The organism is uncultured Roseovarius sp., assembly GCF_947489715.1.
Taxonomy (GTDB): Bacteria; Pseudomonadota; Alphaproteobacteria; order Rhodobacterales; family Rhodobacteraceae; genus Roseovarius.
On sequence record NZ_CANLER010000004.1, the window covers coordinates 30958 to 55205 of the forward strand.

At 55.5% G+C, this 24248-nt stretch carries 22 protein-coding genes; 12 read left to right on the forward strand and 10 right to left on the reverse strand.

Annotation, left to right across the window (positions count from 1 at the left end; genetic code table 11):
- Positions 1 to 28 precede the first annotated feature (28 nt).
- Complete coding sequence (locus Q1B27_RS11850) at positions 29 to 1153, reverse strand: sugar ABC transporter substrate-binding protein (protein ID WP_299847770.1); 1125 nt, start codon at positions 1151 to 1153, stop codon at positions 29 to 31.
- A 132-nt stretch (positions 1154 to 1285) separates the two neighbouring features.
- Between Q1B27_RS11850 and Q1B27_RS11855 the strand changes: the two genes are divergently transcribed.
- Positions 1286 to 1972 carry a GntR family transcriptional regulator gene (locus Q1B27_RS11855; RefSeq protein WP_299847772.1) on the forward strand — a complete coding sequence of 229 codons (687 nt, stop codon included), beginning with the start codon at positions 1286 to 1288 and terminating at the stop codon, positions 1970 to 1972.
- 541 nt (positions 1973 to 2513) lie between these two features.
- Here Q1B27_RS11855 and Q1B27_RS11860 read toward each other — a convergent pair.
- The 3 genes from Q1B27_RS11860 to Q1B27_RS11870 form a co-directional block, all read right to left on the reverse strand.
- Positions 2514 to 3116 (reverse strand): short chain dehydrogenase, encoded by a 603-nt coding sequence (locus tag Q1B27_RS11860; RefSeq protein ID WP_085799195.1) that lies wholly within the window; start codon positions 3114 to 3116, stop codon positions 2514 to 2516.
- A 71-nt stretch (positions 3117 to 3187) separates the two neighbouring features.
- The gene (locus tag Q1B27_RS11865) at positions 3188 to 4372 is read right to left on the reverse strand and encodes an ABC transporter substrate-binding protein (protein ID WP_299847792.1); all 1185 of its coding nucleotides are present in this window, start codon (positions 4370 to 4372) and stop codon (positions 3188 to 3190) included.
- The gene (locus Q1B27_RS11870; protein WP_299847794.1) at positions 4290 to 4772 is read right to left on the reverse strand and encodes a luciferase family protein; all 483 of its coding nucleotides are present in this window, start codon (positions 4770 to 4772) and stop codon (positions 4290 to 4292) included. The genes Q1B27_RS11865 and Q1B27_RS11870 overlap by 83 nt, the downstream gene beginning before the upstream one ends.
- Positions 4773 to 4856: 84 nt before the next feature.
- Between Q1B27_RS11870 and Q1B27_RS11875 the strand changes: the two genes are divergently transcribed.
- Positions 4857 to 5741 carry a LysR family transcriptional regulator gene (locus tag Q1B27_RS11875; protein ID WP_299847796.1) on the forward strand — a complete coding sequence of 295 codons (885 nt, stop codon included), beginning with the start codon at positions 4857 to 4859 and terminating at the stop codon, positions 5739 to 5741.
- Between the two features lie 13 nt (positions 5742 to 5754).
- Here the strand turns inward: Q1B27_RS11875 and Q1B27_RS11880 are convergent, their stop codons facing one another.
- From Q1B27_RS11880 to Q1B27_RS11900, 5 genes are all read right to left on the reverse strand, one after another.
- Positions 5755 to 6624, reverse strand: a complete 870-nt coding sequence (locus tag Q1B27_RS11880) for an MATE family efflux transporter (protein WP_299847798.1) — start codon at positions 6622 to 6624, stop codon at positions 5755 to 5757.
- Positions 6621 to 7094 (reverse strand): MATE family efflux transporter, encoded by a 474-nt coding sequence (locus Q1B27_RS11885; protein WP_299847800.1) that lies wholly within the window; start codon positions 7092 to 7094, stop codon positions 6621 to 6623. Before Q1B27_RS11885 ends, Q1B27_RS11880 begins: the two co-directional genes overlap by 4 nt.
- 22 nt (positions 7095 to 7116) lie before the next feature.
- A complete protein-coding gene (locus Q1B27_RS11890; RefSeq protein ID WP_299847802.1) occupies positions 7117 to 7527 on the reverse strand; it encodes a DoxX family protein in 411 nt (136 codons plus the stop codon).
- Between the two features lie 62 nt (positions 7528 to 7589).
- Positions 7590 to 8486, reverse strand: a complete 897-nt coding sequence (locus Q1B27_RS11895; RefSeq protein WP_299847804.1) for a VOC family protein — start codon at positions 8484 to 8486, stop codon at positions 7590 to 7592.
- 64 nt (positions 8487 to 8550) lie between these two features.
- Entirely contained in the window at positions 8551 to 8946 is a 396-nt protein-coding gene (locus Q1B27_RS11900; protein WP_299847806.1) for a MoaF C-terminal domain-containing protein, read from the reverse strand.
- Between the two features lie 125 nt (positions 8947 to 9071).
- Between Q1B27_RS11900 and Q1B27_RS11905 the strand changes: the two genes are divergently transcribed.
- The 8 genes from Q1B27_RS11905 to Q1B27_RS11940 all read left to right on the forward strand — a co-directional run bounded on the left by Q1B27_RS11905 (position 9072) and on the right by Q1B27_RS11940 (position 20415).
- Complete coding sequence (locus Q1B27_RS11905; RefSeq protein ID WP_299847808.1) at positions 9072 to 9989, forward strand: LysR family transcriptional regulator; 918 nt, start codon at positions 9072 to 9074, stop codon at positions 9987 to 9989.
- Between the two features lie 1063 nt (positions 9990 to 11052).
- Entirely contained in the window at positions 11053 to 12141 is a 1089-nt protein-coding gene (locus tag Q1B27_RS11910) for a Zn-dependent alcohol dehydrogenase (protein WP_299847810.1), read from the forward strand.
- A 249-nt stretch (positions 12142 to 12390) separates the two neighbouring features.
- On the forward strand, positions 12391 to 13725 hold the full coding sequence (locus Q1B27_RS11915; RefSeq protein ID WP_299847812.1) for a glutamine synthetase family protein: 1335 nt from the start codon (positions 12391 to 12393) through the stop codon (positions 13723 to 13725).
- A gap of 22 nt (positions 13726 to 13747) precedes the next feature.
- Positions 13748 to 15007 carry a cytochrome P450 gene (locus tag Q1B27_RS11920; RefSeq protein WP_299847816.1) on the forward strand — a complete coding sequence of 420 codons (1260 nt, stop codon included), beginning with the start codon at positions 13748 to 13750 and terminating at the stop codon, positions 15005 to 15007.
- Between the two features lies 1 nt (position 15008).
- Positions 15009 to 15803: an alpha/beta fold hydrolase gene (locus tag Q1B27_RS11925; RefSeq protein ID WP_299847817.1), complete on the forward strand. Its 795-nt coding sequence runs from the start codon at positions 15009 to 15011 to the stop codon at positions 15801 to 15803.
- A gap of 18 nt (positions 15804 to 15821) precedes the next feature.
- A complete protein-coding gene (locus Q1B27_RS11930) occupies positions 15822 to 17168 on the forward strand; it encodes a tetratricopeptide repeat protein (protein WP_299847819.1) in 1347 nt (448 codons plus the stop codon).
- Positions 17165 to 19480 carry a molybdopterin-dependent oxidoreductase gene (locus tag Q1B27_RS11935; protein WP_299847821.1) on the forward strand — a complete coding sequence of 772 codons (2316 nt, stop codon included), beginning with the start codon at positions 17165 to 17167 and terminating at the stop codon, positions 19478 to 19480. Before Q1B27_RS11930 ends, Q1B27_RS11935 begins: the two co-directional genes overlap by 4 nt.
- Positions 19477 to 20415 carry a PDR/VanB family oxidoreductase gene (locus tag Q1B27_RS11940; RefSeq protein WP_299847823.1) on the forward strand — a complete coding sequence of 313 codons (939 nt, stop codon included), beginning with the start codon at positions 19477 to 19479 and terminating at the stop codon, positions 20413 to 20415. Before Q1B27_RS11935 ends, Q1B27_RS11940 begins: the two co-directional genes overlap by 4 nt.
- 48 nt (positions 20416 to 20463) lie before the next feature.
- Here the strand turns inward: Q1B27_RS11940 and Q1B27_RS11945 are convergent, their stop codons facing one another.
- Positions 20464 to 21450: a helix-turn-helix domain-containing protein gene (locus tag Q1B27_RS11945; protein ID WP_299847825.1), complete on the reverse strand. Its 987-nt coding sequence runs from the start codon at positions 21448 to 21450 to the stop codon at positions 20464 to 20466.
- Between the two features lie 144 nt (positions 21451 to 21594).
- Between Q1B27_RS11945 and Q1B27_RS11950 the strand changes: the two genes are divergently transcribed.
- Both Q1B27_RS11950 and Q1B27_RS11955 read left to right on the forward strand, forming a co-directional pair.
- Positions 21595 to 22698: a class II histone deacetylase gene (locus Q1B27_RS11950; RefSeq protein WP_299847827.1), complete on the forward strand. Its 1104-nt coding sequence runs from the start codon at positions 21595 to 21597 to the stop codon at positions 22696 to 22698.
- Between the two features lie 99 nt (positions 22699 to 22797).
- The gene (locus Q1B27_RS11955; protein ID WP_299848322.1) at positions 22798 to 24240 is read left to right on the forward strand and encodes an amidase; all 1443 of its coding nucleotides are present in this window, start codon (positions 22798 to 22800) and stop codon (positions 24238 to 24240) included.
- Positions 24241 to 24248: the final 8 nt, after the last annotated feature.

Here is a 24248-nt window from a genome sequence, read left to right on the forward strand (position 1 = left end):
GGCGCAGGTATTTTTCAAGTTTTCGACCCTATGGTTCAGGTTGACCGACAAGGGCTGCGTTCAAACCGACCTCGGGCAGCTCTTCCGAGAAGATCGACGCGAACCAGCCGGGGTTCGAAACCAATGATGGCAGGAATGCATTGCAGCCAGCCTTCTGTTCTTCCCAGGACCCGGTTTCACACAGCTGAATCGTTTCGCTGGTCACGATTGGCAGCGGGAGTGTGGTCAGGTCTGGCACGTCTTTGCCGTCCAGCTTGTCAACAGCCAGCTTCAGCGCCAAGGCACCTGAGTAAGGCGGCGAGGCATAGGAAATCCGTGGCGCGCTCAAGGGAGCATAGGGCCCACCGGCACCTTCAACTTCGGATCCTGCGGGCAGCATCTGGACACGCCCACCGTTTGATCCCTCTCCCGCACAAGGCAACAGACTGTCGGCGGCAATCCCAGCCTCCATTTGCATGGCATTGGCCGTGAAGCACCCGACCTGCATCCAAAGCCCATCGATGTCACCCCAATCGCGGGTGGCCAGTATCTTGGACATTTCGGTACGCGCGACAGCCTGGCTCCACATGCCGACGGCTTCACCAACGACGTTGATCCCCTCGTGCTGATCGAACACCTCTTTCGCAGCGGCGGTACGCGCCGCATCCACGGATGTTCCAGGCACACCTGTGATCATCACAACGTCCCCTTCGCCCCCCATTTTCTCGACCAGCCATTCCGCCGTCACGCGACCTGCTTCAAGCTGATCAATCGTGACATTCAGGGCGCAGGGTTCGGAAATCTCACCGTCATAGGCGATGATTACAACACCCTTGTCGCAGGCATTCTTGACCACGTTGTTCAGCGCAGTTGGTGAAATCGGGTAAACCACGATGGCATCGGCACCAGCCTGTACCATCGCGTTGATCTGCTGGATTTGACGTTGTGCATTTGGTCCCGCTACCTGTACCTGCAAATTGACCCGATCCGCATAGTTGGAATGCGATGCCAGTGCCTTGACCATATTGGCGGCCTCTGCCTGCCAGTCATTGCCGATATAGCTCATCGACAGATAGACATCGTATTTCTCTTCGGCAACAGCGGCCGTTGCGCTTAGCGCAGACAACCCCAATGCCGCAACCCATCTGGCTGCCCCTTTCCTATATCCAAGCATGATTCCTCCCTTTTCCGGTAAATTTTATTATTAACGCATCATATTGATTATTGATCTTTGATCAAAAGTCAATGATCTTTAAAAACCACAAACTGAAGGCTAAAAGAAATCAGCATCTGAAGGACCTCATGAATGAAATCCGGCCTGAACACCGTCAAACCTGTGCAACGCAAAACGCTTCAAACTGAAGTGTATCAGCAGCTCTGCCAGTTGATTCTGGAGGGAAACCTGGCGCCCGGAGAATCGATTACAGTCGCCAGTATCGCCAAGGCATTTGATGTAAGCCCGATGCCCGTGCGTGAGGCGACAACCCGCCTGATGGCTGCTGGCGCGCTTACCGTTGTCTCGGGGCGATCTATAGGGGTTCCGAAGCTCGACAAGACGGTCTTTACCGATCTGCGAAACGTGCGGCTGGAACTGGAAACGCTTTGCATTCGCTGGGCGATCGCGAACACCAGCGCAGAGTTCAAGCGCGATATCCAGGACAAGCTGAACGCCATGATTGCCGCCGAACGTGCAGGAGAAGTCAAAGGCTTCATTCACGCCAACTATAACTTTCACTTTACCATCTATCGACAGGCAGGATCTGATACCCTACTAGAGATTGTCAGTAATATCTGGCTGCGTATTAATCCCTACTTCCACTTGCTGCAGACATTTGGGCACTACAAAATTTCCAATGAACAGCATCAAGAGATCGTCGATGGTATCCTGAAAGATGATACAGATCGCGCGGTTGCAGCCCTAAAAGAAGACATAAACAGCGCATATGACACAATGGTAGCTGCCCAGTTCAATGATGCGGGTGAAGTTGAATAGCTTGCTGAAATCGGACTTTTGAACACCAGCAAACAGGTCATTGTCAATTTCGACATAGATAGCAAGATGGTGGAAAACTCGCGAAGCCAGTTTGGCAAAATCCTTACAGCTAGCTAGTCAAGATTTCTGGAACCAGTCATTTGGAAGAAATAGCGGAACGGCTGAAATGTCCGCTCCCCGATTGTCGGCCCCAGCTGCAGCGAAAAGGCGGTTTGGAATTGGCTGAATTTTACACCATTGAATGACCGCAATCGGGCAGTCTTCTGCGACGCAATAAACTGCGTGCCGCGCCTGCGAGGAGTTTCTGCGTCAGCAATAGCCGTGTGAGCAAAAGGCGGCTTCGTCCCGCATTCCGGTCATCAGATTGATGCAAGTCCAAGGTTGGGCACGCGGACAAACCTGCCATACGGTGTTGGAACCTGAATGGCAGGTTTGAACAAAAAAACCAGTTTAGTTAAACGTTTCACCCGGCTCTCCGCAGAATCGCCCGAGAAGGTATTATGGGTTAGCCTAGAGTGCTGATCTTGTGAGGTATGATAGGCTATGCGTAGTCAGGCGCATCCAGCGTTTCGCCATTCATGCAGCCCTCTATGGCAGCAACATAGGCCTTGGCGGTGTCTGATGCGGACAGACCGGAACTCGGGTCCATACCCATCTTTTCCATGGTCTCTTTGACAAAGACCGGGCTAACCGTGTTGACTCGCAATCCACGATCAAGTTCTAGCGCCGTGGCTTTCGCAAATGACTCCAACGCGCCGTTTGCCAAGCTGATCACGACGGAGCCAGGCATCGGTTCTCGGGACAAAATGCCCGCTGTCAGCGTGAACGAGCCGCCGTCGCTGATGTGGTTCTGGCCAACACGAACAAGGTTGATCTGCCCCATCACTTTGTTGCCAAGCGCAAGGTCGTAAGCGGCATCATCCAGATCGTTGAAGGGCGCGAATCCGGCCAGACCTGCAGTGCTGACCACCGCGTCGACGGTGTCGATGGACTTGAACATCGCCTCAATGGAGGCTTTGGAACCGAGGTCGACTTTCACATCGCCATCACTGTAGCCCGCATTGATGATGTCATGGTTGGCAGAAAGTGCATCTGCTACTGCGCCGCCGATCAGGCCTGTTGCGCCTACGATAAGGATCTTCATGGTGTTTCTCCATTGTATGAAGGGGTTTGCGCGTTGCCCTTACGTTTTCGAGGGCAACGCTCGAGATAGGTTTAAGGTTTAACGGTGTAGTCCAGGTCGAGCGGTGCGGGGCCAGTGGCTGGGCCAACGAGTTGCTCGATTTGCAAGCGGAAGCGTTCTACGAGGTCACGCTTGAGCATGAAGCGGTGGAAATCTGCGGGGGACGTATTGTAGTGCTGGTGGGATTTGTATCCACCAGGGGCTTCGATATCCATGCGGGCCGGGAATTGCAGCCATTTGCCTTGGAATTCTTCAGACAGCATCCAGTTCAGATAAAGTTTCGCCGCTGCTTTGTTCTTGGCATCCGTCGGAATGGCGGCAACCTGGAACCATGTCAGGAAGAAGTCTTCTTCGGGCAGCACAAGGCGTGTATCACTGCCTTCCCACGGCACAAAGGCCCAGGACGTGGTGAAGCTCGCGCCGTACCAGCCATTATCGATGGCCACATAAGGCATAGACGTGCCGCGTACCCATGTTGGTTCCATCGCAACGAGTTTCTCAAGATATTCCCAGCCGTATTTTTCCTTCAGGTTCCAGAACTGGTACAGCACGGCGTCATCCGTGTGGGGATAGACTAAGATCAATTTGCCCTTCAATGCCGGATCAAGGTAATCCATCGCATCACGCGGGGCATCCGCATCTGCAATGACGCTGTTGTTGTACACATTGGTAAACGCCACGCCAAACAGACCTGTCCAGTTGCCATGGGGGTCTTTGTAGTCTGGGTACACTTTTTCCCAGTTCTTCGGCTTGTAACGCTCAAGCAGTCCGCGCTCAGCATAGTAGTCAAAGTCATGCAGTGTTTGCAGTTGAATGATGTCCGGCACATCGGCCTTATCATCTTCTTTGCGCGCATTGTCATAGCGCGAAGCGTGATAGAAACTCAGGTCTACGCTGTGGGTCAGTTTGATCTCTGGAAAACGCTCTTTGAACATATCCAGGTAATAGTCCGCCTGATCGTCCTTATCGCCGCCCGCACGGATGACAAGTTCTCCACCTTCGGCAATGGCCTCAGCGTAAAGCTCATCCAGTGATTTGGTTTCGATCTCCTGTGCAAAAACAGCCGGGGCCAGCAGCAATGAGGTCAGCAAAGCAAAAGTGAAATGTTTCATGTCTTGTCCTTTCGTTTCAGGGTTAGGCTGCAATTTTTGTGCCAGTCGCAAATTCGTAAGACCGGCCGAGAATGGATTTAATGATGGCCAGTTCAGCTTCGTCACGGGGCGAATACACCATCACCAAGCCAACCGGGCGGCGGCCCAGATCGACCAGTGTGTGATGCTCGCCCCAGCCTTTGTTCACCACTTCCAGAGCATCGCCTTCAGGGAGTTGCACATGCATGCTGCCATTGTCGGGCTTGGGGTGGATATGAGCGATCTCGCGACCGATCATGAAGGCCTCGTCATTGCAGGCAGCCTCATCATGCATGACCATCGCGCGGGCACCGGGAACCGACACCAGGCTGTGTGTCTCATCGACACCGGGCAGTGAAAACGCCCAGTCGCGCATTTGATCGACAATGTCATCAGGGCCATGCTGGGTGATCTGGGCATGGGGCAGGCCGTGGGTTGTTTCTGGTTTGGGGCCAACACGTTGCGGTAGGTTCAGGGGCGTAAACATTTCGTGTCTCCATCGTTCGCTTGAACAACAGATATCTTGATAATTACCGCAAGATAATTCACAGTTTCAGCAAGGAGAGCTTGCATGAATGCACAGAAACTGGACTGGAGCGATATCCCCTTTGTGCTGGCTGTTTGCGAGGCCGGCAGTCTGTCCGGTGCCGCGCGTCAATTGGGGGTCAACCATTCGACCGTGTTTCGTCGGATCGAGGGTGTCGAGGCCCGCCTGGGTGTTGCCTTGTTCGAGCGGTTAAGCCACGGCTATGTCATGACTGCTGCGGGCGAGCACTTCTTTCGAAATGGGCTTCAGTTGCGCGACGGCATGAACAGTATCCAGCGGGAACTGGGCGGTCAGGACTTGCGGTTGGCAGGCGCTTTGACGGTAACAACAACGGATTCACTGCTCCACTGTTTGACCCCGGTGTTTTCAACGTTTCAGCAACAATTCCCTGACACTGAACTGAAGCTCTTGTCTGACACGCGACCACTCGACTTGATGCAGCGTGATGCAGATATAGCATTGCGCCCCACAAACTCCCCACCTGAGCATTGGATTGGTCGTAACCTGACAGAGCTTTCCTACGCGGCATATGCACTGAAAGACTATCTAGATAGGGTGAAGAATCTTCCTGCGACAGAGCAGCGATGGGTCAGGCTGAATGACAGTCTCAATCAATCACCGATGAGCCAGATCACTGTAAAGCACAAACCAGAGGGCACACCCGTTACAGTGTCTAACTCTCTGATGGGTGTTTTTGAGCTGGTTCGCGGCGGCCTCGGGTTTGGTGCTTTACCTTGCTATTTGGGTGAGGCTTGTTCGGACCTCGTTCGTGTTCACGATCCGGAGGAGAAGTTCAATTCAACCCTTTGGATGCTGGCGCACCCTGACATCCGGCGAAGTGCCCGAGTCCATGCATTCTTTGAGTTTGCAACCGAGAACATTCGGTGTGGCGGGTTTCGGTTCCACTAAATTTCTGCTGAATTCAACGAATACAGCGCCCGCTCACCACATGCAGGCGATATTGCAGGGGGCAGAAAAACGGCATGAACGGGTTCTCGCCGGGATGTTCGATTGCCCGGAAGCTCAGCCACACAGCGACTGCCGCAAAGAGGATGCCACCAACGGCCTGGCCGACCAAGACGCCTGGCGCACCCATCCAGCCAGCGAATACGATTACGAACGGCCAGGTGCCCAGCGTGTGGCGTCCCCAATTGATCCAACTTGAATAGGCCGGGTGGCCCAGGTTGTTGAAGGACGCGTTGGATACGTAGATTGCACCGTTAAAGAAGTTGGCAAGCGCCAGCGGCCCGCAAAACCAGAACAGCAGCACCCGCGCATCACCCTGCGCATCGAACATATTCGCCAATGGTACACGCAGAAGATAGAGCAGCAGTGCCGCAAGGCAGACATAGACGGTCAGGAACTTCAGCCCGTCAATGTAGCTCTCGCGCACCCGGTCCATGCGGGAGGCTCCGAAGTTTTGTCCTATGATCGGACCAATCGCGCCGGACAGCGCCAGACCGACGGAAAAGACGACAGGCACCAGACGGCCAATGACGGCCATGCCAGCGACGGCCTCAGTTCCGTATTTGGCCATTTCCCGCGTCACGATAGCGCTTCCCAGGGGTGTCGCGACATTGGTCAGAACGGCGGGTATCGCAATCCCAGTGACCTTGGGCAAGTCGCGCCAGACCGATTTGAGGCTACAGATGGCAAAGGCGTCATATTTTTTGATCGCCGGGTAAAGCGCAAAGCCCATCGTGGCGGTCCGGGCGGCTACTGTCGCCCAGGCCGCGCCCTCCAGCCCCAGACCCAAGGTGAAGATGAAGAGAGGATCGAGAACTGCGTTCACACCGCCCCCAAAAGCGACGGATACATCGCGGGTCGGGCATCGCCATAGGCCCGCAATACCGCGACAGTGACCATTGCCATGCCCGAGAACATCGTAGTGGGCAGGATGATCATCAGGTAGGATTTTGCTTTCGCCGCGACCTCTCCTTCTGCGCCGACCAGGCCCAGCAGGTAGTTCGCATTCGCAAGCATGATGACGGGAACAGCAAGGCCGACCGCGAACGTGAAGACAGCAACGCTTGTGGCATACCTTCTGGCCTCGTCTTCCTCATGTGCCCCGATCGCGCGCGAGACAAGTGCTGCAGCCGCAATCGACAGACCGATATTAATGGCGCTGGCAAAGAACATCAGCGTGCTGGCGTAACCTGCGGATGCGGCAAGCTCATCAATACCCAGCAGAGAGATGAAGAGGATGTCGATCAGGTCCACGGCAAAGATTGCCATGAGCCCGATACTGGAGGTCAGCGACATCGTCGACACATGGCGCATAAAGTCAGGCGGGCTTTGCTTTGGCAAAGAACGAATGCACGGAATAGACGCCATTTCCGAGAATAGCCAAAGCCAGCATCACAACAGCCCAAAACACCGGAAACTCCCATCCGCCGCCTTCGTTGGAAAACCCCCAGCCGTTGCTGTCATGCCCAAAATAGGCTGCACCAAGCAATACGGGGATGAGGGCGAGCGATACCAGTCGCGTGTAAACACCTGCGATCAGGGCAACACCGCTACCAAGTTCTGCGACAATGGTCAGATATGCCAGCATCCCGGGCAAACCGATAGATTCGAAGTACCCGGCGGTGCCCGCAGGGGTGAAGACAACAAGTTTGAGCAGCCCATGCGCAATGAAAAGCGTACCCGTGCCCAGCCGCAGCATGAGCGCTGCAAGAGAAGATGTATCAGTCATTTCTAGCGACCTTCTGATTGAGATTGAGATGAAAGGGGCGCCGTTTCCGCTGCCCCAGATATTCAGACAAGCCGGACGTCGATGCCGGAGGGATCGCGAACGACGATCTCATCATCGCCGATCGAATAAGTGTAACCGCTGTCGGGCAGCCGTGCGGCCACCTGATCCAGCAGCGACCGGTCGTTGAATTGAAGCGTGTAGCTTTTGAGCCCGGTCATGCTGTCATCGCGCGCAGGCTGACCCTTGCTGTGCCATTCGTTCGCGCTGATATGGTGGTGGTAGCCACCTGTCGCGTAAAACCACGCGCTGGTGTAGCCCAGCATCAGGTCAAACCCCAGCAGGTCCTGTGCAAAAGCGTTGATGTCGCTGTTGGACGATACTTTCAGGTGGATATGGCCCAGTGACGTACCCGCCTCCATACCCGACCAGGGCTGGCCCTTGCCTTCCGCGTACAGCCGGTCCAGATCCATTGGCAGAGATGCCATCTGAACAAAGTCGTTGTCATCAAACGTCCACTCGGACCTTGGCGTATCGCGATAGACCTCGATGCCATTGCCTTCGGGGTCGTCCAGGTAGATGGCTTCACTGACAAGGTGGTTCGACGCGCCTGACAATGTGATTTTGCTGTCAACCACATGGGCGAACCAGCGTGCGAGGGCGGCACGGCTTGGCACGACAAAAGCGTTGTGAAACAGACCCGGCGCAGACTTCGGTGCAAGTTCGGCCTCTACGTCTTGTGTTAGCGTCAATAAGGGTTCGCCAGCGATACCCATTTTGATCTGACCGACATTTCCGTTTGTATATTCCAGTCCAATGACGTCTTCATACCAGGCTGCCATCGCCTGCAAGTCACGAACTATCAATTCGGACGATGCGACATAGGTGGGCATCTCGCTGGGATGTCCCGCGTGAAACTCTGCGTATTTGCCGTCAGCCGGCTTCAGGTGGACTTGTGACATAGCGGTATTCCTTCTTGAAACTGGGAGGATGCGGCCCACCCTCAGTACCGTGGGCCGGACCGGATCAGTTGCCAGTGGAGAATTCTAGCAGCTCGCCTTTGAGCGAATAGTGCTCTTCTTCGTTGGAAACGATGCCGTTGATGGTTTTGGCTTCGGTGTTTAAGATCACGTTGACGGTGTAACCTGCTTTTTCCAGCCACGACAGAAGGTAGACACCCTCGGCGATGTCGGTTGAATAGAAACCGTTTTCAGTCGCGGACTTGCCCTTTTCTGCTCCTTCGAGACCTTCCCATTTGATCTGACCGTCGGCCAACAGGGTCAGGCGGTATTCGCCAGCAAAGGCGCCTTCAGTCCAGACATAGCGTGCGCCACCGCCTTCACTCATCCCATCGGCGAAGGATGTGGCTGCAAATAGTGCCAGTGCGGCTGTGGATACGGTTGTTTTGATCAGGTTTTTCATGTGTCTCGCCCATAATTCAGGTTGCAGTTTTCGAAGTGAATTGAATTGCCTTGTTGGCTGAAAGGGGTATATCGTTGCAGAATTGATGCTAATAGCCGAAAAATTTGGCACCTGAGGTTGCAATTTTGGAAACTATCAATGCGCGCGTAATCGATTTAAAAACCTTTTGCTCGGTTGTGGAGGCTGGTTCACTTGCAAACGCTGCACGACGGCTGCATGAAACCAAAAGCAGTGTGAGCAGGCGCATTACGCGGCTTGAGGATAATTTGGGGGTAAAGCTATTTGACCGTGCTGCGCGATCGTCGCGGATCACCGCTGAGGGCGCGGCGTTCTATCCCTTTATCCGTGACGCGGTGATGAAGATTGACGATGGCATGTTCGCAATCACCGAGAGCGCGATGGACGCGGCGGGAGTGGTACGTATATCCGCACCAATCGATTTTTCCATGACCGTCCTGCCAGAGATGCTTCACCAGCTCTTGCGGAAATATCCGGATATCAGCACCAGCTTGTCATCCGCGGATACCATTGTTGATCTGACGACCGACAAGGTCGATATCGCAATCAGAATTACGCGAACAGACACACTTCCAAACATGGACTATTGGGCGACACATGTGGGCGTTGTCCGGATGGGGCTCTATGCGGCTCCCAAAGCAGTGTTCAATGCAATTAAATCGCCCGATGACCTTTGCAGGTTTCGGTATATCCTGCCCATGCATGATGAAGCAGCTGGGACATTGGAACTGCTGCACGATACCAAAGGCGCCGACAAAGTTCCCGTCAATCGCGATGCGCTTGTTGTCAGCGACTATGCGACTTTGGCTCAGTTTCTCGCCGTCGGGGATGCCTATGGCGCGCTACCGGTTCAGGTAGCACAAATGTTTGTTGATCGAGGTGATCTGGTTCGGTTGCTGCCCGACTGGGCCCCTCCCAACGGGCATCTTTGGTTGTTGTCCCGCGTCGGCAGGGATATCACAAAGCGGGTGCGGGTTTGCCGTGAATTTCTGGCTGAGGCGTTTAAGGAAACGCTCAGGGAATAGAATACCTGCATTTGGTGATTGGATCTCATTGATCACGGTGCAGCAATTGGAAAAATGGGCTCATTGTCGAGAATTGACGCAATTGGAAGCTGCTGTACGAGCGATGTGCAGCATTGGTCATTAATGGGATGTACCGGCTGCTTCACCCAGCAGGTTAGGCTTGGCCTATTTCACCTGCAAATAGGAGAAATAGCATAGCCAATGTCGGATTTCTGTGTGTCGTGGCTGTTCGGATAAAGTGCAGCATTCGGGACTCTGGATTCAGAGCAGTCATTCGATAAGTTTGGTTGGCCAAATTTATGCTGAAGGGCAGCTAAGCGGACACAACCGACCTTGGATTTTTAGTCTTCGCGGTCGCAGCATTCGTTTGTAGTTGCAGCACGTTTGTTTCCGCGTCGCAGTGCAACACCGAACCGGTGTTTGAATGCCAGGTTGAGGTGCGATGTCCAGTTCACCCTATTGCTGCGGATGGATTTATCAATCGAAACGCGAGACGGAGTGATTGTCAAATGCGGTAAGATCATTGTTGGCATGCTTGAGCGGTGCAACCAACCGTGAATCCTGTGGCGCGACGGGCGTAAGCAGTGACCCCAAAAACAAAATCCGGCGTGTATCTGGTCGATGACGAGAGCCGTGGGTAAGACGAGCTAGTCTTTGTCGTTCAGGGTGAAGGCAATCCTAACCCGGATGCCACGATGTCCCGTTTTGGTGGCGTGTTGGAAGCGACAAATGCATCGGTACACGTGGATACCGTGCAAGGGCTAATGTATCCCACCGACCCCGGCGCCGAAGTGGGTATCGAAGGCACTGCGAACAAGGACACTTACAGCGACGACATTCCCCGTCGGCGGGCTACTTGTTGTGGGGGAAGGCTCAACAAAAAAAGACGAGAAAAGTTCAATGAACAAGGGGCAAAAAACAATAAACGTTGTTGGGTGCCGGCCCGAACGCAGCTGTACACGCACAGAAAAGTATTCTTGGGGCCTGAAGATAGTATCGGTCCGGAATTGTGCCATCACTTTACCCATAGATATTTGTTTCTGAACAACCGAGGACCGACCAGATGCGTGCAGCTGTATTGTATGAAGCCCCGGGCACGTTGGAGATCGAAAACCTGTCAATTGAAAAGCCCGCAGCGAATGAGGTGTTGGTGCGCATCAAGGCTTCCGGGTTGTGCCACACAGATCTGCATTTCATGCAGGGGCATCTGAAAACGGCTTTGCCAGCGGTTTTGGGCCATGAGGCTTCCGGCGTGGTCGAGGCCGTGGGAAGTGATGTGACCTATGTGGCCCCAGGGGATCACGTTATCGCCTGTCTGTCGGTGTTCTGTGGCGCATGTGAGCATTGCCTGAGCGGTTCACCAGCAATCTGCGAAAATCCTGACAGCACAAATCGAGCGCAGGATGCGCCGCCGCGGATCACCATGGATGACAGGCCTGTGGGGCAATTCATGCGGCTGGGTGCATTTGCCGAGCAGATCCTTGTGCATCAAAACGCTGTCGCAAAGGTGTCGCGCGATATACCGTTTGATCGCGCGGCGCTTATTGGCTGCGGCGTGACAACTGGGCTGGGGGCGGTGTTCAACACGGCCAGGGTTGAACCGGGTGCGACGGTTGCGGTGTTTGGCTGTGGTGCCATCGGCTTGAACGTTATTCAGGGCGCGTATCTCGCCGGGGCGAGGCGCATATTTGCGATTGATGTCAATCCTGACAAGCTGAGCCTTGCAGGCAATTTTGGAGCGACAGATCTATGCAATGCGTCAGAGCATGACCCTGTTGCGCAGATTTTGGAGGCCACCAACAACAAAGGCGTCACATACAGTTTTGAGGCAATAGGCCACCCGAGCGCTGCCGAACAGGCGTTTATGTGCCTGTCAAAAGGCGGCACTGCAACCATCATCGGCTTGATGGGGGCTGAGGACAAAGTCCAGCTGTCCGGGTTGCATTTTCTGGCAGAACGAAAGGTGCAGGGCTGTGACATGGGGTCGAACCGGTTTCGGATAGATATGCCCAAATACGTGCAACTGTATCTGGACGGGCGCCTGAACCTGGATGACATGGTCAGCCAGACGATTGCCCTTGAGGATATCAACAGCGGTTTTGAAGCGATGATCGAGGGGCAAACGGTGCGCTCTGTTATCACCTTTGACTAGGATGTCTGTGGTGCGTGTGGTCATACCGATGGGGGTTTGATTTGACGTTGGGGCTGCCCGATGTTGTTCACTCCAAACAGCCCAAACCATGCCGGATTGAAGCGGAAAACCCGTGTTTGTGGCGATGCCTTACACGGACGGAATAGAAAGACTGCTTTCAAACAAAAGAGTTTCGATGCGCAGATACCCAAAGTGGTAATGGCAAATGGGCAATCATCCAGATCGGCGACACAAACGGCAAGGGAACCAATGACACAAATTTCGACAGTTGATGCCGTGGCTGAAAAACTTCGCGAAGACGACGTGCGTTATGTCCGGTTTGAGATGTCAGATATCATGGGGATTCCACGTTCCAAAACAGTGCCTATCGGCGCCTTCAGCAGCTTCGCAAAAAAGGGTGTGAACATGTATGGTGGCACGTTGGGTCTGGATTCGGGCAGCTATGTGGTGCCCGACACCGGGATCGCCGAAGAAGTTGGTTATATGGATGCCTTTCTGATCCCCGACCTCTCTACGCTGACCGTTTTACCGTGGGACCGCCGCTCAGCCAGCCTGATCTGCACCCCCCATTGGGGGCAGAACCGGGTGCCTTTGGAACAAGCGCCTCGCAACTTGTTGCAGGTTCAATTGGACAAGGCGCATGCCATGGGGTTCAGCGTGAAATCCGGACATGAGTTGGAATTTTACCTCTACGATGGTGAAACCAAGGAACCATTGTTTGCGGGGCAACACATTTTTGCGACAGCGCGCAATCACTACACGGATTTCATCAACGATCTAATGGATACCCTGACAGAGATGGGGTTTGAGCTGACAACGCACAACGCGGAATATGCCCCTTCACAGTTTGAGATCAATTTTGCCCCGCAAGATGGCATGTCCGGCGCTGACAGCGCGTTTCGGTTCAAGGCCATTGTCAAGGAATTTGCAGCGCGCAATGGGCTGTTGGCAACGTTCATGTCGAAACCGCAGCTGGGGTTGGCAGGCTGCGGATATCATCTTCACATGGGTTTGAACGATGCAAACAGCGGCGAAAACAAGTTCAATGACCCGGATGACCCAGACGGGTTATCGGAGATGGCGTTGCAATTCACGGCAGGTATTCTTGCACATACAAACGCCCTGACTGCCCTCATGGCCCCGACCATCAATTGCTATCACCGCTTTCAAAAAGGCAGTTTCGCCCCGTCCCGCGCTACCTGGGGGATTGAGGACCGCACCGCACTGCTGCGCATGAAAGCCTCGCGCGACAAGGCAACACATCTGGAAATGCGCGGCGGGGCGGGCATGGCCAACCCCTATCTTTTCCAGGCGGCCACCCTTGCGGCGGGCCTGATCGGGATTGAGCAAAAACTGACCCTTGCCGACCCCAAACCCGGCTTGGCCGAAGATGACGCCACAGCCCCGGCCTTGCCACAAACACTGGGCGAGGCGTTGGCCTGTCTGGAAAGTGATACCGATCTTTGTGCAGTGCTTGGGGACCCATTCGTGCGCCTGTTTACCACGGTCAAACGCTTCGAACTAGACCGCGCGCAACAGCACATTTCCGATTGGGAACACAACGAGTACCTCGAACTTTATTGAACCATCGCGGAGGATAACCACCATGCGAACTTCAAAAACACCCACGATTGACGGGCTCGATGTCATCAGTCACGACATCTACAAAGAGGCCGTCCCCCACGACACCTTTGCAATGATGCGCCGCGATTGTCCTGTCTGTTGGCACGAAGAATGGGACGGCAACAAAGGGTTCTGGGCCATTACCAAATACGGTGATGCGGCCCGTGTGATGAGCGACTACAAGACGTTCACCTCCAACTACGGCGTTCACCTGGAAGAGATGAACGAAGAGGAACTTGCCCACCGCCGCAACATGATCGAAATTGATCCGCCCGATCACGCCCGTCTGCGTGGTATCGTCAATCGCGATTTCACAGTGCGAGCTGTAAAGAAATTTGAGGATGATTTCCGTGTGTTGACCGCAGAGGTCATCGAAGAATGCCTCGATCTGGGCGAATTTGACCTGGTGAACAACCTGTCGCGGATCATTCCCATGCGCCTGCTTTGCCGTATTCTGGGAGCACCGGTCGCGGACGCTGACAAGCTGGTCGATTGGGGCGATGCGATGATCGTCAACAGCGAACCTGATTTTACCGAGGCCCCCGTTGATCTGGTCGATACGGATCCGTATCGTCTGTACCCGTTCCGCAGCCCCTATGCCAAAAAGGTGTTCGACTACGCACAAGGGCTAGCAGATGAGCGGCGCGGATGCCCGATGAACGACATCATGACAAAGCTCGCCACGGCAAAACCCGAAGGCGGAGCGCTGTCGGATTTTGAAACCCAGAACTTTTTCTCGCTGTTGATGACGGCCGGGAATGAAACCACCCGCAACAGCATCAGTCATGCGATGATCTTGTTGATGGAAAACCCCGACAAAATGGAGATCCTGCGCCGCGAACCCGAGCGCCTGCCTTTGGCCATCGAAGAGGTGCTGCGCAAGGCAAGCCCGATCATGCATTTTCGGCGCACCGCCACCATGGATACCGAAATTCGCGGTGTCCCCATTGCCCAAGGGGACAAGGTGGTGTTTTTCCACATTTCGGCCAACCACGACGAAGACCAGTTCGAGGATCCGTTTGGGTTTAACATCGGGCGCACGCCCAACGACCACCTGTCGTTCGGCCATCAGGGACCGCATTTCTGCCTTGGTACGTTTCTGGCCAAACTGGAAATCCGGGTTGTCATCGAAGAGATGCTCAAACGCGTGAAACATATCGATATGACGGATGAATATAGCCGCGTCAGGTCTCATTTCATCAATGGTATCAAGCGGATGCCCGTTCGTGCCGAGCGTGCGTGATATGATGAAAACCTGCAAGGAAAGCGATGTTTCATGGATTGAGGCGGGTGAAGGCCCCAGCGTTGTGTTTCTGCACGGGATGCCGGGCTCCAGCCAGTCCTGGGGGCCGCAAATGCAGGTCTTGTCCAAATCCCACCGCGTGATTGCCTGGGATATGCCGGGCTATGGTGGGTCCGATCACATCGCGGCACTGACGACACCCACCAAAATGGCTGCGTTTCTGGCGACCACCATGCGTGAAGATTTTAAGACAAATGCGGCCCATGTGGTTGGCTTGTCCCTTGGCGGGATGATTGCCATGGAGTTGGCCTTGGCCGACCCTGAATTGGTGCAATCTCTGGTGCTGCTGGATTGCTCGCCTAAGTTTGGCCTGGATGGCGGATCGGATGCGGAAGAATTTGTTGCGTCTGTGCGTACGCCGTTGGAGAGCGGCACACCGGTGGCTGAATTATGCGAAGCAATCATGCGTGATTTGGTAGCGCCGGAGTGTTCCGAAACCGTTTTTGATGCTGCCTTGGCCGCCATGTCGCGCGCCACGCCGGAGGGGTTGGTGCAGGCTGCGACGTTGATCGGCAATCATGATGCGTTGGATAGGCTGGCGCGGATTGAGACCCGCAGTCTGGTGCTGGTTGGCGCATCTGACACGGCCACACCACCCGCCTATTCAAAGGTGATTGCCGATGCCATCCCCGGCGCCATGATGGTGGAAGTGCCAGGCAGCGGTCATCTGTCCAACCTTGAAAACCACGAATTTGTCACCGCGCAGCTACAACGCTTTCTCGCCCAAGATAGATGACACCCGCAGGAGTGCGCCATGCCCATCTGGACCGATAAACACGACCTTCAGGTCACCGCATCCTCTGAGCAAACCGTTCAGACGCTGGATCAGTTTGGCGATGGGCTGCTGGGGTTTACCACTCAGGTCGATATCATTGTCGACCTTGCCGACACTGATCATGACTGCCCCGTGGCACAGGCCTATGCGGCGCAGTTTTTTGCCTCGGCGGAAACGGCGGATGGGATGCAAAAGGCGCAGGCCTATCTGAGTCGTGCCAAGGCGCTGGCCCCCCATGCCCTGCCGCGTGAGCAGGCCATCATTCAAGCGGCCGAGCATTGGTGCAAGACCGAACGCCGGTCGGCGGCCAAGGTGCTGGAACAGGTTCTTGACGATCATCCCACTGACATCATCACCGCCAAATGGGCGCAAGCCCTGCATTTTGACACTGGCAATCCGGCGGGCATTTTACGCGCCCCGCTGAAGGTTGCGGCCGCGTGTGATGCGAACCCGTATTTGCACGGTATGCTGGCCTTTGGATACGAGGAATGCCACCTGCTGGACGATGCTGAACGCGCGGTTCACCGTGCCGTTTCGCTGAACCGCGCCGAGCCTTGGGCGCATCACGCGATGGCGCATGTCAATGAGGCCCGCAACACGATGGACGTCGGCATTCAGTTCATGATGGACGTCAGCGATACCTGGACAGGGCTGACATCGTTCATGACGACCCATAACTGGTGGCATGTGTGTCTGTTCCTGATTGATCTGGATCGCGGGCACGAGGCCCTGGATATCTATGATCAGACCATCTGGGCCTTGAACCAGAACTGTGTTCAGGATCAGATCAATGGGATTTCATTGCTGTACCGGCTGGAGCGCATTGGATTGGATGTGGGCAACAGGTGGCATGGCCTTGCCGCTCAGGTTGCCGCAAATGCCAGCAGTCAGGTTTCCGTCTTTCTGGACTTTCAGTTTCTTTATGCATTGGCGCGCGCAGAGCATTCGGATGCCCCCAAGATGGTGGATCGCATGATCGCACGCGCCGACACCGCATCCGAAGATGAAAAGGTGGCCTGGGTGCGCGTGGCTGCCCCCGCCGCCTCCGGTGTTTTGGCGCTGGCAAACAAGGATTACGTGACAGCCGCACAACAGTTCGCACAGGCGCTGCCCTTTTTGCAGTGTATCGGCGGGAGCCACGCGCAACGCGACCTGTTTGAATTGTTTTATCTCGACGCATTGCGCGGGTCTGAGCAATGGGCCCCGGCGCAACAGATATTGGCGATGCGGCATTTGGGGCGCCCCGGCGTGTCTTGGCTGAAAACACAATTGCAAGAGGCTTATGACAATCTGGGCCTTGGCCAAGTTCTGACGGGACCGACGTGAGCGGAAAATCCTACACCGGAACCCATTTTGGTGTGTTCGAAGTTGTGGAGGCCGAAGGCGCGGGCGTCACATTGCGCGCGCCGGAGTTTGAACGCGACCCGACGCCGATCATGGCGTCATTTGTTGAATTGGTGACGTCTCCCTTGCGGATCAAAAAACCAGCGGTGCGGGCGGGGTACCTTGAAAACGGGGCTAAATCCAAGGCGGCGCGGGGGGATGAGCCCTTTGTCGAGGTCAGTTGGGACACGGCCCTTGATTTGGCCGCAGATGCATTGGGGCAGGTTTACAAGGACCACGGCGCAGCTTCGGTTTTTGGCGGCAGCTATGGCTGGGCCAGCGCGGGGCGGTTCCATCACTCGCTCAGCCAGGTGCACCGGTTTCTGAACACCGTGGGCGGGTATACCGCCAGCGTAAACACCTATTCCCATGCCGCCGCCGAAGTGCTGTTGCCGCATATCGTTGGCGCCGAGGATGACATCATTTATAGCGGTACGACCTGGCCGGTGATCCGAGATAATACGGATGTTATCGTGGCCTTTGGTGGGCTGCCTTCTGTCACCGGGCAGGTGTCTCCGGGCGGGGTCAGTGCACATACCAATGCGGATTGGATAAAGGCCTGCGGCGAGGCTGGCGTTAAGTTGATCACCATTGGCCCAACCCAAAGCCATGTTGATGGCGTCATGGACAGCCATTGGATAAGCCCGCGCCCCTGCACTGACACAGCGTTGATGTTGGGGCTGGCCTATCACCTGGTGCAGACCGACCGCCATGACCGCGATTTTCTAGATCGCTATGCTGTCGGGTTTGACCGGTTCCTACCCTATCTGATGGGGGATGCGGACGGCACCCCGAAAACCCCCGAATGGGCGGCCGGGATTTGCGATCTGGATACGCAGACCATACGCGATCTGGCCGAGCAGCTGACCGCCGGGCGCACCTTGCTGACCGCCACATGGGCCCTGCAACGCGCCGAGAAAGGCGAGCAGCCGTTTTGGATGCTTATTGTTCTGGCAGCGATGGTGGGCCAGATTGGGCTGCCGGGCGGGGGCTTTGCCTTTGGGCTGAGTTCATTCAACGGGGTGGCAAATCCGGTGCATCGGCGCCGCTATGCCTCGGTGCCGCAAGGTAGTAACCCCATACGGCAGCGTATCCCGGTGGCACGTGTAACCGAGATGCTGGAAAATCCCGGGGGACAAATTGATTTCAATGGGCAAATCATCACCTTTCCCGATATCCGGGCGGTTTACTGGGCGGGTGGCAACCCGTTTCACCATCATCAGGATCTGCATCGTTTGCGCCAGGCGTGGCGCAACCCTGACGTTGTGATTGTGAATGAGCTGGAATGGAACGCGATGGCGCGCCATGCCGATATCGTTTTCCCGGTGGCCAGCACGATGGAACGCAACGATGTGATGGCACCGAATTCGGACCGCCGGTTGATTGCGATGAAAAAATGCGCGGAGCCAGTTGGTGACTCGCGCACGGATTACGACATCTTCAGCGGCTTGGCCGCACGCATGGGTACGCTGAAGCGCTATACCGAAGGCCGAAATGAAGATGACTGGTTGCGCCATATGTACGCCCAAAGTCAGGAAAGATTTGCCAAAATGGGTGTCACTTTGCCGGATTTTGAAACCTTCTGGGAGCAGGGCTCGTTCGAGCATTGCCCGGAAGATGTCGAAAGGGTGTTGCTGCAGGATTTCCGTGACGACCCCAAGGCGCACCCGCTGCCAACCCCAAGTGGGCGGATTGAGATTTATTCCGAAACCATCGCCAGGTTTAACTATGACGATTGTCCGGGGCATCCGATGTGGTTGCCCCCGCATGACTGGTTGGGATCGAAACGTGCGGAAGAGTTCCCCCTGCATCTGATGTCGCCCCAGCCGCGCAGCCGGATTCATGGGCAGTTGGATGGAAATGGGGCCTCAGCAGCCTCAAAAATCAAGGGCCGCGAACCGGGCTATCTGAACCAGCAAGAGGCTAATCGCAGAGGCATTCAAGACGGTGATATCATACGTGTGTTCAACGACACTGGCTCGCTGCTGTGCGCGGCGAAAGTGGTGGATTGGGTGGCTGATCACGTGCTCGTTTTGCCGACGGGGGCCTGGTATGCGCCTATGGACGGGGATGCAAAAACCTGCGTTCATGGCAATCCGAATGTGCTGACCGCAGATGTCGGTACGTCGCGTCTTGGACAGGGGCCATCGCCCAATTCAACTTTGGTACAGGCCGAGCGGTTTGACGGCCCATTGCCAGAGATCAGTGTTCATATGCCACCAGAATTTGTGGCACAAACAGGTAGAGAAAAATGAAGGTCAGAATAGCAAAGATCCGCGACGAAGCCACTGATGTGCGCAGCTACCGACTGGAGCCTGAAGGCGGTGAGAATTTGCCGGAATTCACCGCCGGGTCACATGTGGATGTGTTCATCTCGGAAGGATTGTCGCGACAATACTCGATCTGCTCAGACCCCGCCGACACCGGTTATTACCGCGTCGGTATTCAAAAAGATGCCAACAGCACCGGCGGATCAGAGGCGGTTTTCCGTGAGTTTGCCGAAGGTCAGGTTATCGAAATCAGCGAACCGCGCAATCACTTTAGATTGAAAGAGGACGGGGTTGATTTCACCCTGATCGGCGGCGGTATCGGCATCACACCGATATTGGCGATGGCTCAGCGGCTGGCGGGTTTGGGCAAGAGTTTCCGTTTGTATTATCTGGCCCGCAGCGAGGACCGGTTTGGTTTTGCGGATTTGCTGAAGGATAGCGCTCTATCGGACAAGATTTCCTATCACAACGACGCCAAGGATGGCCTGCCGGATTTGGCCGCTATGATCGGAGCGCATGAGGCCGGACGGCATGTGTATTGCTGTGGGCCAACGCCCTTGATGGATGCCGTCAAGGACACCTGCCGGGCGTGGCCACCGATGACCGTGCATTTTGAACATTTCACCGCAGTGCAAAGTGACACGGCCGAAGATACGGCGTTTGAAGTTCAGTTGGGCCAAGGCGGTGAGGTTCTGACCGTGGGTGCCGATCAAACATTGCTCGAAGTTCTGCGCGCGCACGGATTGGAGATTGAGACCCAATGCACCCAAGGCCTGTGCGGCACGTGTGAACAAGCCGTTCTAGAGGGCGATGTGGATCACCGTGATCTGGTTTTAGATGACGACGAGAAAGCTGAGAATTCCTGCATGATGGTCTGTGTATCGCGCGCCAAATCAGGAAGGCTGGTTTTGGATGTCTGAGGGTGAACAGCCTGGCGCCTGCTGTTATGTCAGACAATCAGTGTGCGGTCAGCAATCCTGCGACGCACGGGCCTGACGCGGAGGAAACCCGTACTGTTTGCGAAACCGGGTTGAGAAATGAGCCGAATTGGAAAATCCGGCTTGAAAGGCAATCTCGGTGACAGAAAGCCCGTTGCAGGCTGGATTCCTCAGCATTTCGAGGCACATGCTCAGGCGTTTTTCGATGATCAGCTGGGTGACAGTTGTGCCGGAACCGTGAAAGAGCTTGTGCAGATAGCTGACCGATACGCCGTGATGATCAGCAATTTTTTGAGGGGTCAGGTCCGCATCAGAAAGATTGTCCAAGATGTAAGTCGCCACGCGTTGGCGCGCACCCTCGCGGTAGGTGCTGCTTGCATTTCCCTGACCACCCAGCAAATGCAACCCGATGTTTTTGACGGCAAGGCTGACGATGTAGTTTGACAGTTCGTTACTGATCGCATTCTGGTCGGTCTCATCGTCGTTTTCCAGATCCAGCATGGAACTTAGCGTTTGTTTGAAAAACCAGCGCGACGCGCTGTCCAGGGTCATCGTACGCCCACAGGCATCTTCGACACTGGCGATGCGATGTTCCAGCTTGGGCACCGCCACTTCGAACAGTACGTTCGCATATTTGTCAGAACAAACAGTGTGGTAGGGTTCTGATGTTTTCAACAGCAGGGCATCGCCGTGACGCACCAGACCTTCACGGCCCATATGCTCAAACGAAAAATGCCCTTGGGTGGGGATGATAAACAGCAGGCTTTCCTGCGATGATTTGGCAATGCCTGATTTGGTTCGGTTCAGGTGATGCCCGTCTGACTGCATCCGGGAGACGTTGATATCCCCCACGGATCGAACCGTCACTGAGCCTTGAAATCTTGACTTGGCGGTGAAGTTTGATGCCTCGATCGGGAAGAAGCAATTTGAAAGTGCGCGTGACCAACAGGCTGCCGGGGAGCGTCCTTTTTGAGGGCCGGTGATGAAGGTTTGTTTGCTTTCAGGCTGTGTGAACATGAGGCATTGGTCCGCAAAACTACGATCTTGTCAAGGATTTGGCGCGGCGAGAAAGAAATCAAAGACGCAGAGAAAAGACTTGTCCCAGCCATTTGTCACTCTGGTCGTGCAAGCTGCCAAGACCGCTGAGGGGACAAGACCGCGATGAAAACCGGATTTCTAACGCATGAACTTTATATGTGGCACGATACAGGAACAGCGTCGCTTTACCTGCAACCGGGCCTGACAGTTGAACCGGATGAACATGCCGAATCTCCCAAGACCAAGCGACGGATGCGCAACCTCATGGAGGTGTCGGGCATCATGGATGATCTTGAACTGATCAAACCGGTCGCAGCGCAGCACAAGGATATCACACGTTTCCACACCGAAGATTATGTCGCGCGTCTACAAAAGATGAGCAATGATCGTGGTGGTGACGCCGGAGAGCTGACCCCCTTTGGCCCTGGCAGCTTTGAGATTGCCATGCTGTCAGCTGGTGGAGTGATCAGTGCCGCCGAGGCCGTCTGGTCGAGGCAGGTCAAGAATGCTTATGCGTTGGTCCGCCCACCGGGCCACCATGCCGAAGCTGACTGGGGTCGCGGATTTTGCATGTTTGGCAACGTCGCCATTGCCGCGATGAAACTGCTGGCACAGCACGGCGCGAAACGGATCGCGGTTGTCGATTGGGATGTGCATCATGGCAATGGTACACAGTCTGCGTTTTGGGATCGTGACGATGTGTTGATGATCTCGATCCATCAGGATGATCTGTATCCCAAGGGAACCGGCCATATTGACGAACGTGGAGAAGGTGCTGGCGAAGGGTACACCATCAACGTTCCGCTTCCGCCCGGTTCCGGCACCGGGGCGTATGAGCAGACGTTTCGTCAGATCGTCGTGCCAGCACTTGAAGCCTATCAGCCGGACATGATCATCGTGTCGTCGGGCTTTGATGCGGGTGCGGTTGATCCGCTGGGGCGTATGATGATGCACAGCGGTGGCTATCGCACTCTGACCCAAATGCTAATGGATGCTGCCGATAAACTATGTGGTGGCAAACTGCTTATGGCCCATGAGGGCGGGTATTCTCCCAATCTTGTCCCCTATTGCGGGTTGGCCGTGATGGAGCAGCTGTCGGGCGTAACCACCGATATTGTCGATCCGATGCTTGATATTATGGCGGGCTATGGGCAGCAGGCGCTTCAGCAGCATCAGGCCGCTGCGATTGATGCCGCCTGCAAGGGTGTGTTGGAGGCCTTGCAATAAGCGCAATGCTATCAATTGGCGCTGTGGCACCAAGGGGAAATGCCGTCTGTTTTGGCGTGAACCAGAACACAAACCTGAAAGGAATACGATTTGAACTTCGTGGAATACGTATCTTTTGACGGGATTGGGCTGGCTGAACTCGTGCAGGCGGGGGATGTCACGCCGCGTGAGCTGGCCGAGGCGGCTTTGCGTGCAATTGATGCGTTGGACCCTAAACTATCCGCGCTTTTGGATGTGTTCCGTGACGATATCGCTGCCATGCCTCAGGATGCAAAGGCATCAGGCACCTTTGGTGGTGTGCCAATGATCATCAAAGACTGCGTTTTGATGCTGGAAGGCAAACCGGTGCTAAACGGGTCGCGCCTTTGCGAAGGAATGAAAGCCCCCCACGATACCGAGTTGATGAAGCGCTTTCGGGCCTCCGGCGCGGTGCCTGTCGCGCTCAGTAAATGTCCGGAGTTCGGATATAATGCATCCACCGAGCCGCTGGCGTCTGGTCCTGTGCATAATCCCTGGCAAAAGGGGCTCTCTCCCGGTGGGTCCAGTGGAGGTTCGGCGGCGGCTGTTGCGGCGGGATATGTCCCGTTTGCCCATGGCAATGACGGCGGCGGATCCATTCGCATTCCAGCCTCGGCTTGCGGATTGGTCGGGTTGAAACCGACACGCGGGCGCAACCCGCTTGGCCCGGATTTCGGCGAAGCACTTTTTGGGATGTCCTGCGAAGGCATCCTGAGCCGCACCGTGCGCGACACCGCCCATATGCTGGATTGTACCAACGGGCCGGGGGTGGGTGATCCCTACCAGATCCCCCTGCCTGATGCGCCCTATGGCGGTGATCTGGAACGTGCCCCCAAAGGGCTTCGCGTCGCGGTTTCTGCTGTACCGCCCTGGGCCCCTGCACCTGACGCGGCTGTCTCCGAGGCCGTGATGCAAACCGCGCATATGCTCGAAGCCATGGGCCATAAGCTGGCCGAAGACGCGCCGAAATTCGATGCCGAACAACTATCCGAGGCGATCAACGCAGCCTGGGTTGTGGGCGAAACCGCCTGGATCAAGGCAACCGCCGAGACATCCGGCCGAGCGCCCGGACCCGATACGCTGGAGCGCGTGATGTGGAATATTTACCGCGAAGGCATCAAAATGAACGCGCCCGAAACGATTGCCACTGTGCTGGGCGGCTTTAACGCCTGCTGCCGCAGCATTGCGCCGTTTTTTGAACAATACGATCTGCTGATGACGCCAACGATTGCCACGCCGCCCTTTGCCCACGGCGTGCTCGATCAGAACGCTGACCTGACATCGCGGGAATGGTGGGATCATCTGATGACGATCATTCCGTTCACGCCAGTGTGGAACGTAACAGGACAGCCCGCGATTTCGCTGCCACTTGGCATCACGGCCAAGGGGCTGCCGATTGGTGTGCAGTTCACTGCGCGGTTCGGTTGTGAAGGAATACTGTTGCGCCTGGCGCGCCAACTTGAAGACGCCATGCCCTGGCACGCGCGGCATCCCGCCACATCGCTTTGGGCATTGGCAAACTGAAGGTCAAC